The sequence below is a fragment of the Acidovorax sp. Leaf191 genome, assembly GCF_001424425.1.
GTDB lineage: Bacteria > Pseudomonadota > Gammaproteobacteria > Burkholderiales > Burkholderiaceae_C > Acidovorax.
The window spans coordinates 191,871-204,351 of sequence record NZ_LMPT01000005.1; the positions used below are offsets into that span (position 1 = coordinate 191,871).

8 protein-coding genes are annotated in these 12,481 nt (G+C 68.7%); 4 read left to right on the forward strand and 4 right to left on the reverse strand.

What is annotated here, in order from left to right:
- The first annotated feature begins 51 nt into the window (after window positions 1-51).
- Together ASG27_RS06480 and ASG27_RS06485 are read left to right on the forward strand one after the other, a co-directional pair.
- Window positions 52-1,584 (forward strand): FAD-linked oxidase C-terminal domain-containing protein, encoded by a 1,533-nt coding sequence (locus ASG27_RS06480; RefSeq protein ID WP_056410012.1) that lies wholly within the window; start codon window positions 52-54, stop codon window positions 1,582-1,584.
- Window positions 1,585-2,101: 517 nt separating this feature from the next.
- Window positions 2,102-2,536 carry a hypothetical protein gene (locus tag ASG27_RS06485; protein ID WP_056410013.1) on the forward strand — a complete coding sequence of 145 codons (435 nt, stop codon included), beginning with the start codon at window positions 2,102-2,104 and terminating at the stop codon, window positions 2,534-2,536.
- Window positions 2,537-3,148: 612 nt separating this feature from the next.
- On the opposite strand, the gene ASG27_RS06490 is transcribed toward ASG27_RS06485, so the two are convergent.
- Complete coding sequence (locus tag ASG27_RS06490; RefSeq protein WP_056410015.1) at window positions 3,149-4,468, reverse strand: DUF445 domain-containing protein; 1,320 nt, start codon at window positions 4,466-4,468, stop codon at window positions 3,149-3,151.
- Window positions 4,469-4,522: 54 nt separating this feature from the next.
- On the reverse strand, window positions 4,523-5,662 hold the full coding sequence (locus ASG27_RS06495; RefSeq protein WP_056410017.1) for an aminotransferase class V-fold PLP-dependent enzyme: 1,140 nt from the start codon (window positions 5,660-5,662) through the stop codon (window positions 4,523-4,525).
- 89 nt (window positions 5,663-5,751) lie between these two features.
- On the opposite strand from ASG27_RS06495, the gene ASG27_RS06500 reads away from it, so the two are divergent.
- Together ASG27_RS06500 and ASG27_RS06505 are read left to right on the forward strand one after the other, a co-directional pair.
- Window positions 5,752-6,561, forward strand: coding sequence for a helix-turn-helix transcriptional regulator (locus ASG27_RS06500; protein WP_056410019.1), 810 nt, complete (start codon window positions 5,752-5,754; stop codon window positions 6,559-6,561).
- Window positions 6,562-6,641: 80 nt separating this feature from the next.
- Window positions 6,642-7,280, forward strand: coding sequence for a LysE family translocator (locus ASG27_RS06505; protein WP_235503843.1), 639 nt, complete (start codon window positions 6,642-6,644; stop codon window positions 7,278-7,280).
- A 30-nt stretch (window positions 7,281-7,310) separates the two neighbouring features.
- On the opposite strand, the gene ASG27_RS06510 is transcribed toward ASG27_RS06505, so the two are convergent.
- Together ASG27_RS06510 and ASG27_RS06515 are read right to left on the reverse strand one after the other, a co-directional pair.
- Window positions 7,311-10,613, reverse strand: a complete 3,303-nt coding sequence (locus ASG27_RS06510) for an acetyl-CoA carboxylase family protein (RefSeq protein ID WP_056410021.1) — start codon at window positions 10,611-10,613, stop codon at window positions 7,311-7,313.
- A 232-nt stretch (window positions 10,614-10,845) separates the two neighbouring features.
- Complete coding sequence (locus ASG27_RS06515) at window positions 10,846-12,453, reverse strand: AMP-binding protein (protein WP_056410023.1); 1,608 nt, start codon at window positions 12,451-12,453, stop codon at window positions 10,846-10,848.
- Window positions 12,454-12,481 lie beyond the last annotated feature (28 nt).

A 12,481-nucleotide genomic window follows, 5' to 3' on the forward strand; every position in this document is an offset into this window, starting at 1 on the left:
CTCTGCAAAAATCTCACGCCCGCGCCTGCCGCCATCCCCTACAGTGGCGGCATGCAGACTCCCGCCGCCACCCCCACATCCCCTGCAGCCGCCCACGCACCGGCCGGGTCCACACCGTCCGAGCGCGCCGCGCGCCAGGCCGAGGTCGTGCAGGCCCTGGGCCGCGTTGTGCCCGCCCACGCCCTGCTGTGGAATGCCGAAGACACCACGCCGTATGAATGCGACGGCCTGACCGCCTACCGCCAGCGCCCGCTGGTGGTGTGCCTGCCCGAAACGTACGACCAGGTGCAGGCCGTGCTCCAGGCCTGCCACCACCTGCAGGTGCCCGTGGTGGCGCGCGGCGCGGGCACGGGCCTGTCGGGCGGCGCCATGCCGCATGCGATGGGCGTCACGCTGTCGCTGGCCAAGTTCAACCGCATCCTCGACGTGGACCCGGTCAGCCGCACAGCGCGCGTGCAGAGCGGCGTGCGCAACCTGGCCATCAGCGAAGCCGCCGCACCGTACAGCCTGTACTACGCCCCCGACCCCAGCAGCCAGATCGCCTGCACCATCGGCGGCAACGTGGCCGAAAATTCCGGCGGCGTGCACTGCCTGAAATACGGCCTCACGGTGCACAACGTGCTGGCCGTGAAGGGCTTCACCGTGGACGGCGAGCCCGTGGAGTTCGGCAGCCAGGCGCTGGACACCCCCGGCTACGACCTGCTGGCCGGCGTGGTCGGCAGCGAAGGCATGCTCGCCGTCATCACCGAAGTGACGGTCAAACTCATCCCCAAGCCCCAGCTGGCGCGCTGCATCATGGCCAGCTTCGACGACGTGCGCAAAGCCGGCGACGCCGTGGCCGCGGTCATCGCGGCCGGCATCATCCCCGCGGGCCTGGAGATGATGGACAAGCCCATGACCGCCGCCGTGGAAGACTTCGTCAAAGCCGGCTACGACCTCACGGCCGAAGCCATCCTGCTGTGCGAGAGCGACGGCACGCCCGAAGAAGTGGAAGAAGAAATCGGCCGCATGAGCGACGTGCTGCGCGCGGCTGGCGCCACTGCCATCTCGGTCAGCAACGACGAAGCTGAACGCCTGCGCTTTTGGAGCGGCCGCAAGAACGCCTTCCCTGCCAGCGGGCGCATCAGCCCCGACTACATGTGCATGGACTCGACCATCCCGAGGAAACGCCTGGCGGACATCCTGCTGGCCATCCAGGCCATGGAAAAGAAATACCAGCTGCGCTGCGCCAACGTGTTCCACGCAGGCGACGGCAACCTGCATCCGCTGATTCTGTTCGACGCGAACGACGCCGACCAGCTGCACCGCTGCGAACTGTTCGGCGCAGACATCCTGGAGACCAGCGTGGCCATGGGCGGCACGGTGACGGGCGAGCACGGCGTGGGCGTGGAAAAGCTCAACAGCATGTGCGTGCAGTTCACAGCCGAAGAGAACGCGCAGATGTTCGGGCTCAAGCACGCGTTCGACCCGGCGGGATTGTTGAATCCGGGGAAGGTGATTCCTACGCTGAACCGGTGTGCGGAGTACGGGAAGATGCTGGTGCGCGGGGGGCAGCTCAAGCATCCGGATTTGCCGCGGTTTTGATGGGTGGCCGCCGTTAGTATCTACCGATGCCTGTTCCGGCACATCCCGATACTTGACCTGACCATATGAAACGATTGCCAGCTATCGCGTCTGTGGTTATTGGCTTGCCACTCATTGGCTGCGCCACGCTTGCACTCCTGCTTTTTACTGGAATGGGGACAGAGGAATCGAGGCACTCCCTAGCTCGGATAGCTGTCGGTTTTTTTGCTGTTCAAGCAGTTGCTGCAGGTCTTCTACTTCGCAAACAAAAGAATCTCTTCGCTTTCCTAGTTGTTTGGGGTCCAGTTGCAATCACAGTAGCTGCAATCGATTTAGCATCATTCACTGTTCGAATGCTGAGATAGGGTCCGACCAAGCCACAGTGCATTTCGCAACTGTGTAGAGTCTTTACGTACAGACCAATTTGCACCAACGTTGACGGATCACAGTCTCTTTCACTGGGTACCCGCTTCTGGCCGAGTGCACCCAAGAAAAACCCCGGACAATCCGCAGCCGTATCGCCCCTCCTCTTAAACCCATGCCCAGCGACTCTGCAATCACCCTCCTCCAATCCGGCAACGCCCTAGTCGGCCAGGCGCAGGCCGTAGCCACGCAAGACTTCGCAGCAGCACGCGCGCTGTGGCGGCAGGCGGGGGTGCTGTTCCAACGCGCGCACGACGCCGATCCCGGGCTGCACGCGGCGGCGTTCCGGCTCGGTCAGGCGTGGATAGCAGAAGCCCATGCACTGCAAAAAGAAGGATCTGAAGATGCGACCGCGATGTGGCGGCAAGCGGCGCTGCAGTGCGAGGTGGCCTTTGCGCTCGACCCACACCATGCGGTGACGGCCATGCACATCGCCAGTTGTTATGCCTGGGCCCAAGACGCCGACGCCAAGCTGGCCTGGGCGCAGATTGCGCAGCACCTGCAGGAAGAACACGCAGCCAACATGGCGGCGGATGAGGCGGCACGCTAGTTGAGGTAGCCAGGGCGCGGCCGAGCAACGCGACGGCCCGTGTGGCTGTTCGGATGTTCGGCTGTCCACCCCCTGCTGGCTGCGCCTGCGGCGGGGCGGTTGCGGGGTGAGCATGGGCGTCGGAGCGCCCATGCCTCGTCAACTGACTCGCCGTGGCTGTCTGAACGGAGCGCCAACGGCGCGCAGTGAGTTCCACGGCGCACCCCGCAACCGCCCCGACGCAGGTTTGCCCCTTCGCACCGCGAAGGGGTCGCAGACTGGGGGTCGCCTTTCTTTTGGGTACTTTTCTTTGGCGAAGCAAAGAACAAGTACCTCGCCCGCCGGGGCGAACTCCCGGCCNAGGGGTCGCAGACTGGGGGTCGCCTTTCTTTTGGGTACTTTTCTTTGGCGAAGCAAAGAACAAGTACCTCGCCCGCCGGGGCGAACTCCCGGCCTCCGACCTCCACACAGGCACACCGTCCAGATCAGCGAGTGAGCCCTGGTTTCGACAAGCTCAACCCGAACGGATAGTGATAGTGACAAGCACAGGTTTCGACAGGCTCAACCCGAACGGCTCGGGTTGCGATGGGCAAAGGCTTCGACAGTCTCAGCCCGAACGGACAGGGCCCCAACTCAGCCACCCACCGCCGCCCGCCAAATCTCCCCCACGTGCGACACCGCAAACAGCACCAGCCCGATCAACCCACCCACCACCGTACCGTTGATCCGGATGTACTGCAGATCCTTGCCAATGTTCAGCTCAATCAGCTGCGTCATCTCTTCGGTATCCCACCGCCGCACCGTGTCCTCGATATGCTGCGCCACGAACTGCGACACATCGGGCGCCAGGCCCTGCACCCAGTGCTCCAGCCGGTCGTTCAGCGACTGCCGCAGCGCGGCATCGCCCGCGAGCGACTGGCCCAGCCACTGGCCGAGGTTGCGCACCTGCCGCGCCACGACCGAATCGGCATCGGCCAGGTCGCGCCGCAGGGCGCCGCGCAGGTCCTGCCACAGGGTCTGCACATAACCCGCCACGGTCGCGTCGGTCTGCAGATAGGTGCGGATCTCCTCGCCCTTGCGCACCCAGTCGGGGTCGCTGCGCAGGCGCTCGATAAAACGCTGCACGGCCGCATCGAACTGCGCGCGCAGGGCATGCTGCGGGTTGTCGGCGACGTCGGCCATCACGCTCTCCAGCGCGCGGGCCAGCAGGGCCGAGCCCTTGTCGCCCAGCCAGTCGCTGGGCAAAAGCTTTTCAGTGCGCCGGTGGTCCTTCTTGAGCCACAGCACGATGGTCTGCGCCACCCAGGCGCGGGTCTGCTCGTTGTGCAGCAGCTCGATGAGTTTCTCCAGCACGTCGTCCAGCAGCGCCTGGTGGCGGCCGTTGTGCGTGAGGGTGTCGAGCACCGCCGCCAGCGCGCGCGACATGTCCACCTGCCCGATCAACGCGCGCGCTGCCTTCTGAATGAAGCGCTCCACCTGCGCGTCCTGCACCGTCTCCAGCGCGGCCGACGCCAGGCGCGTGGCCTGGTGCCCCAGCAGCGCGGCGTTGCCGGGCGCCGTGAGCCACTGCGCCAGCCGCTCGGCGGGGTCGTGCCGGCGGATCAGCGCGACCAGCGAGGGCACATCGAGGAACTTGTCGCGCACGAACGTGGCCAGGTTGCGGCCGATGCGCGCCTGGTTGCGCGCGATGACCGCAGTGTGCGGAATGGGCAGGCCCAGCGGGCGGCGGAACAGGGCCACCACCGCGAACCAGTCGGCCAGCGCGCCCACCATGGCAGCCTCGGCCATGGCCTTCGCGCCGTTGAGCCACAGGCCGCGCTCGACCACGCTGGTCGCCACGAACACGGCGGTGACCAGCAGCAACAGGCCCAAGGCCTGCCGCTTGGCGCGCCGCAGGGCGCGCGCCGGGTCTTCAATGGTGTCTGAAGAAGGGGGTGTCGGACTGCTGTTCATGCCAACAGGGCGCGCGCGGGCGCAACGACGCCCTGCGCCACGCCACAACGCAGGTCAGGGCGCGGCTGCAATCTGGTCCAGCGCCTTCGACAAGTGGCCCACGGTGCGGTCCACGTTGTGCCACTTCTCAAGGCCAAACAGGCCGACGCGGAAGGTCTTGAAGTCCGGGCCTTCGTCGCACTGCAGCGGCACGCCGGCAGCGGTCTGCAGGCCCACTTCCATGAACTTCTTGCCGTTCTGGATGCCGGGGTCGGTGGTGTAGCTCACGACCACGCCGGGCGCCTTGAAGCCTTCGGCCGCCACGCTGGGGAAGCCGCGCGACTCGAGCAGCGCGCGCACCTTGGCGCCCAGCTCGATCTGCTCGTCGCGCACCTTGGCGAAGCCGTAGGCGCGCGTCTCGGCCATCACCTCGGCCAGGCGCACCAGGGCGTCGGTGGGCATGGTGGTGTGGTACGCGTGCTGGCCCTTTTCATAGCCTTCGGCGATCTGCATCCACTTCTTGAGGTCGCACGAAAAGCTGCTGCTCGTGGTGCCGTCGATGGCCTGGCGCGCGCGTTCACCCAGCATCACCATGGCGCAGCAGGGCGAGCCGCTCCAGCCCTTTTGCGGCGCGCTGATGAGCACGTCCACACCCGTGGCCTGCATGTCCACCCACATGGCGCCCGAGGCCACGCAGTCCAGCACGAACAGCGCGCCCACCTCGTGGGCCGCAGCCGTCACGGTGCGGAGGTAGTCGTCGGACAGGATGATGCCGCTGGCCGTCTCCACATGGGGGGCGAACACCACCTTGGGTTTTTCGGCGCGGATGGTGGCTGCGACTTCGTCGGCCGGGCATGGCGCCCAGGGGGCCTGCGGGCCGCTGCCCTGGGGGCGTGCCTTGCACACCACCGAGCCGCCGCCCAGGCCCTGGTCGGCGTCGAAGATCTGCGTCCAGCGGTAGCTGAACCAGCCGTTGCGCACGATGAGCACTTTCTCGCGGTTGGCGAACTGGCGGGCCACGGCCTCCATGCCGAAGGTGCCGCTGCCGGGCACCAGCACGGCCGTGTGGGCGTGGTAGACCTCTTTCAGCGTGCCCAGAATGTCCTGCACCACGCCGGTGAAGCGCTTGGACATGTGGTTGAGCGCGCGGTCGGTGTAGACCACCGAAAACTCAAGCAAACCATCGGGGTCGATATCGGGCAAAAGGCCGGGCATGGGGAGTCTCCACGTGTGAAACTGGGGGCATGAAACAAGGTGATCGGGCCAGCTTATCATGGCCCCGCGCCACCCGGAGCCCGTGCGCCATGCCGTCCAAACCCTTCCAGTTCCTGCCCACCACCGTGCCCGGCATCGATGCGATGCGGGCCGATTCGCAGTTCGCGTTCGGCAGGCACATGCACCTGCAGTTCGGCCTGGGCGTGATCGACCGGGGCGCGCAGAAATCCTTCAGCGGCCGGGGCACGGTGGAGTCGCTTCCGGGCGACACCATCACGGTCAATCCCGGCGAGGTCCACGATGGCAAGCCGCTGGGCGACGGCGGTCGCGCATGGCGCATGCTGTACCTGGAACCGGCCTTGGTGGCGGACCTGGCGGCCGAGGTGCGCCCGGGCCTGCCCGGCGCCAGCTTCGAGTTCCATGCGCCCAACCTGCGCGACGCACGGCTCGCGGCGCAGGTCCACGCGCTGTTCACCGCGGCCACTGCGCACCCGGCCCACGCGGCCGCACCGCTGCGGGTGGAGGAATGCCTGTTGCAGATCCTGGCGTGCCTGCTGCGCTTGCCGGGCCCCGGCCGGCATGCCGCTGCGCGCATTGCAACCGCCCGCGCCATGATGGACGACGACCCCACGACCGCCTGGAGCCTGGCGCAACTGGCCCACGAAGCCGGCTTGAGCCGATACCAGCTGGTGCGCCAGTTCGCGCAGGCGACGGGCCTGACCCCGCATGCCTACCTGGTGCAGCGCAGGCTGCACCACGCGCGGCGACTGATGGCGGCGCGGATGCCGCTGGCCGAAGTCGCCGCCGCCAGCGGCTTTGCCGACCAGAGCCACCTGACACGCCTGTTCGCGCGCAGCTTCGGCGCCACACCGCACGCCTACCTGCGCGCCCACGGCTGATGGCGGGGCAAGAGCTCGCCTGCAATTTTGTTCAAGACGGCAGGCCGGTGGTGGGTCGATGCTGCGGCCATCTCCACCTCATGCCGCTGCGACGCGGCTTCAGCGCCATGGGCATCGAATTCCTCATCACCTCACTCATCGTCGTCGTATCGCCGGGGCCGGGCGCACTGCTGACCGTGGCGGCCGGGCTCTCGGGCGGCGCACGGGCGGCCGCCGTCACTGCCGTGGGCTGCACGCTGGGCATCGTGCCGCACCTGTTGGCGGCCGTCACCGGGCTGGCCGCGCTGCTCCATGCCAGCGCCACCGCCTTCGACGTTCTGCGCTACGTGGGCGTGGCGTACCTGCTGTACATGGGCTGGGCCACCTGGCGCTCGCCCGCTGCCCTGCAGGTGCGCACCGACGCGCCCGCACGCTCGACCGGCGCGCGCATCGCAGAAGCCATGCTGGTCAACCTCCTCAATCCCAAGCTGTCGCTGTTCTTCCTCACGTTCCTGCCGCAGTTCATCGCGCCGGGCGAAGCGCAGCCCGCGGCACGCATGGCGCAGTTGTCGCTGGTGTTCATGGCGATGACGTTCGTGGTGTTCCTGGCCTACGGCGTCTTTGCGGCACGGTTTCGCAACCAGGTCCTGGAGCGCCCGAGCGTGCTGATGTGGCTGCGGCGCGGCTTTGCAGCGGCGTTCGTGGCACTGGGGGGAAAGCTGGCGCTGATGCAGCGTTAGACCAACGCCAGCGCCGGCGCCGGCGCCGGCTCACCAGGTATCGACGAACCGGTGCCCCAGCGGCCCCACCTGCGCCGACGCCAGCCCGCGCGCGAGCCACGCCCGGGTGTCGGCCGGGTCGATCACCGCATCGATCTCCAGCGTGGCGGCCATGTGCAGCGCCTCGCCGTTGGCGTACGACCTGGCCAGGAGCTTGGCGAACAGCGCGTCGCGCTCGGGGCCTTCGGGCAGGGCCTCCAGCTCCTTGCGAAAGCCCAGGCGCACCGCGCCTTCCAGGCCCATGGCGCCGAACTCGCCCGTGGGCCAGGCCACCGTGAACACGGGCGCATGGAAGCCCCCGGCCGTCATCCCCATCGCGCCCAGGCCGTAGCCCTTGCGCAGCACCACGCTGAAGGTGGGCACGCGCAGGCTGGCGGCGGTGACGAACAGGCGGCTCACGTGGCGCACCTGGGCCGTGGCTTCGACCTCGGGGCCGACCATGAAGCCGGGCGTGTCCACCAGGCTCACGATAGGCAGACCATGCGCGTTGCACAGCTGCATGAAGCGCGCGCCTTTGTCGGCCGCATCGGCGTCGATGGCGCCGCCCAGGTGCAGCGGGTTGTTGGCCAGAAGGCCCACGGGGCGGCCTTCGATGCGCGCCAGCGCGGTGTGGATGCCGGCGCCGAAGCCGGTGCGCAGCGGCAGCAGGCTGCCCTCGTCCACCAGGCCCGCCATCGCCGTGCGGGTGTCGTACACGCGCAGGCGGTTCTCGGGCACCACGGCGCGCAGCAGGTGCTGGTCGGGCGCGGACCATTGCGGTGTGCGGCCCTGGAAGAACGACAGGTAGTGGCGCGCGGCCTGCACCGCCCCGGCCTCGTCATCCACCAGCACGTCGATCACGCCATTGGCATGCTGCACGCGGCTCGGGCCGATCTGCTCGGGCTTGAAGACGCCCAGGCCGCCGCCTTCGATCATGGCCGGGCCGCCCATGCCGATGTTGCTGCCGCGCGTGGCGATGATCACGTCGCTGCAGCCCAGCAGCGCCGCGTTGCCGGCAAAGCAGCGCCCCGCCGCGATGCCGATCACCGGCACCTGGCCCGACAGCGCGGCGTAGCTGGCGAACGTGTGCACGTGCAGGCCTGCCACGATGGGCATGTCGGTATCGCCCGGGCGTCCACCGCCGCCTTCGGCCCACAGCACCACCGGGAGCTTCTGCGCGAGGGCGATGCCCAGCATGCGGTCGGTCTTGGCGTGGTTGCGCGCACCCTGGGTGCCGGCCAGCACGGTGGCGTCGTACGACATGACGACGGCGCGGGATTTCTCGGGCCCGAAGAGTGCGCCGTTGATGCCGCCGATGCCGGTGACCATGCCGTCGGCCGGCGTGTTGGCGATCAGATCCTCAAGGCTGCGGCGGCGCGTCTGCGCGGCGATGGCCAGCGCCCCGTATTCGATGAAGCTGCCGTCGTCGCACAGGTCGGCGATGTTCTCGCGCGCGGAGCGGCCGCCTTGGGCGTGGCGCTTGTCCATCGCCTCGGGGCGCGCGGCGTCGAGCGTGAAGGCATGGCGGTCGATCACGCGCTGCAGGTCGGCGCGGATGTGGTCGGGGTCGAGCGCGGCGCTGCCCGGCGCTTGCACAGCCGCCGCATCTGCGGCGGCCTCCAGCACCAGCAGCGGCTGCCCCTGCACCAGGTAGCCGCCCGCCACGGCCAGCAGCGCACCCACGCGGCCTGCATGCGGGGCCAGCAGCACGTGCTCCATCTTCATGGCCTCGAGCACGGCCAGCTCGGCACCTGCGGCGACCACGTCGCCCTGGGCCACGCTGAGCTGCACCAAGCGTGCAGGCATGGGAGCCAGCACCGCGCCTGGCGGTGCGAGCGTGGGTGCGAGAGCGGACGCAGTGTTTTGAGTGTCTTTCAGGCCGCTACCGCTTGTTAGACGAGCGCCAACAGCTATGTTTTTAGTAGCATCCAGCAATGCAGGCAGCACCGATTCGAGCCAGCGCGTGTGCACCTGCTGGCTCTCCATCTCGGGCCGCGCGGCCAGCGCCTGCAGCAGCGCCAGGTTGGTGGCCACGCCCTCGATGCGGCACTCGGCCAGCGCGCGCTGCGAGCGGCGCAGTGCATCGGCAAAGCGCGGGCTGCGCGTGTGCACGATGAGCTTGGCCAGCAGCGTGTCGTAGTGCGGTGAGGGCGCGTCGCCCGCTGCGCCGTGCGTGTCCACGCGCACGCCGGGGCCCGTGGGCAGGTCGAAGCGGACCAGCGTGCCGCTGCCGGGCGTGGCGCCGCCCTGCGCATCCAGCGTCTCGGCGTTGATGCGCCACTGCACCGCAAAACCCTGGACAGGCGGCGGCGCGGCGGGGTTCAGGCCAATGTCCTGCAGCGTGCGGCCCGCCGCCAGCGCGATCTGGGCCTGCACCAGGTCCACGCCGGTGACCTCTTCGGTGACGGTGTGCTCCACCTGCAGGCGCGGGTTGCATTCGATGAACACGAAAGGCAGTTCGCGGGACGCCAAGTCCACCAGGAACTCGAAGGTGCCCAGGCCTTCGTAGGCCACGGCCCGCGCCATCGACAAGGCAGCGGTGGTGATGCGCTCGCGCAGCGCTGCGGGCAGCGAAGGGCTGGGCGCGATCTCCACCACCTTCTGAAAGCGCCGCTGCAGCGTGCACTCGCGCTCGCCCAGCGCGATCACCTCGCGCCCGTCGCCCAGCACCTGCACTTCGATGTGGCGGGCGTTGACCATCAGGCGCTCCACGTACACGCCGTCCACCCCAAAGGCGGCCTGCGCCTCGCTGCGGCAGCGCGCGTAGGCGGCGGGCAGGTCATCGGCCGACGCCACCGCGCGCATGCCGCGCCCGCCGCCGCCGCCGATGGCCTTGATGACGATGCCTGCCGTGGCGTGCTGCGCGAAGAAGGCCTGCGCCTCGCCCAGCGCCACCGCCGCCTGCGTGCCGGGCATGAGGGATACGCCCTGCTGCTGCGCCAGCGCACGGGCCTGCGCCTTGTCGCCGAACAGCGCCAGCTGCGCGGGCGTGGGGCCGATGAAGCGCAGCCCGGCGTCGGCGCACGCACGGGCGAAGTCGGCGCGCTCGCTCAGGAATCCATAGCCCGGATGCACGGCATCGCAGCCCTGGGCCTTGGCAATGGCGATGAGGCGCGCACCGTCCAGGTAGGCCGCCGGGCCGGTCGACCCCAACGCCACGGCCGTGGTGGCCGCGTGGACGTGGGGGCTGGCGGCGTCGTCGTCGGCATACACGGCTACGCTGGCGATGCCCAGGTCGTGCAGGGCGCGCACAGTGCGCAGTGCGATCTCTCCCCGGTTGGCGATCAGGACTTTGGCGAAGAAGGGCAAGGTCATGGTTTTGATTCTTTTTTTATAGCTTTTAGCGCTTTACTGATAAGCGCTGGCGGCCATTTTTTCTGGTTGATGGACTCATGGAACTGCGCTCGCCTCGCAGCGCTTGCAACTGCCGGGGCCCACACCAGGGCTCCCGCGCAAGGGCCGCCCCGCCGCGCTGGGAGCGTCCCCCTCCCTAGCGCGAAGCGCGTAGAGAGAGGGGGAAGGCGCCGCAGGCGACTCAGGGGGTGTTTCATGCATCCCGAAGCAGGCGGCGCAGCACTTTGCCAGCGCCCGTGGCGGGCAGTGCGTCGATGAAACGCACCTCGCGCGGGGCTTTGTAGGGCGCCATGTTCTCGCGGCACCAGGCCACTAGGCCGGCGGCGTCCACATCCTGGCCGGGCTTCTTGACGATGAAGGCGCGCACCACCTCACCCTTTTCTGCATCGGGCACGCCAATAACCGCGGCCTGTGCCACGGCAGGGTGCTTGATGAGCAAGGTCTCGACCTCTTCGGGGAACACGCTGTAGCCCGACACCTTGATCATCTCCTTGAAACGGCCGATGAAGGTGAGGTAGCCGTCCGCATCGATCTTGCCCATGTCGCCGGTGTAGACCCAGCCGTCCCGCAGCGTCTTGGCCGTGGCCTCGGGCTTGTTCCAGTAGCCCTGGAAGTTGCCGGGGCCGTGGATGGTGATCTCGCCCACCTCGCCGGTGGGCAGCGGCGCGCCGGTGTCGGGGTCGACGATGCGCAGGGTGTTGCCCGGCACGGGCTTGCCCTGCGTGCCCCAGCGGATGGCGTCCACCGGCATGGCGGTGTCCACCGTGTGGGTTTCGGACAGCCCGTAAGCCGCCTCGTGCGAGATGCAGTTCGGCGCGAACTGCTGCCATTGCTGGGCCAGCGCCTCGGTGAAGGTGATGCCGAAGCTCGTGACCGGGTTGCGGCGCAGCGCGCTCCAGTCCATGCCGCGCGCGCCCGGCACTTGCATGAGCGCGCCGTTCATGGGCGCGATGCTGTACCACCAGGTGACGCGGTGGCGCTCCAGCGCCTGGGCCACGCCCAGCGGGTCGAAGCGGTACAGCAGCACCGCGGTGGCGCCGGTGTAGACCGGCAGGTTCACCCCCATCACCATGCCGGCGATGTGGTACAGCGGTGCCACGGCCAGCAGCGTCTCGTGCGGCGTCATGCCGTTGCAGTCGGCGGAGGCCGCCGTCTTGAACGTGGCGTTGCCGTAGCTCAGCATCGCGCCCTTCGGCAGGCCGGTGGTGCCCGAGGTGTAGGTCATCAGCGAGACGTCGTCCATCGACAAGGCCACCGGCGCGGGCCGCGCGCCGGTGCGCGTGGCGGCCAGGAAGTCTTCACAGCCCGGCGGCACGGGGGCCATGGCGGCGCGCAGGGCCAGCAGCTCGGCGGGGATGTCGATGCTGGGTTCGCCGGCCGGCAGCAGTTCGGCGTAGCGCACCACGAACACGTGCGCGAGCGCGGTCTTCGCGCGCACCTTGTCCACCACGGGCAGCAGCACGTCGGCCGCCACCACCACGCGCGCCTGCAGGTCGGTGAGCTGGTATTCGAGCTCGTGCTCCTTGTTCAGCGGCCCGCAGGGGCATACGATGGCACCGATCTTCTGGATGCCGTAGTGCGCCATCACGTACTGCGGGCAGTTGTTCATGAACAGCGCCACGGGCTCGCCCTTGGCCACGCCGAGTGCCTGCAGCCGCGCCGCGAATGCGTCGCTGGCCGCGTCGATCTCTGCCCAGGTGAGGGGCCGGCCGTACCAGAGGTAGGCCACGCGGTCGGGCGTGTCGCGCGCGTGGCGGCGCAGGTGTTCGTGCAGCGGCAGCTGCGGTGCGGCAGAGGGCATGGCGTTGTCTCCGAGGTGTCTGGCATCG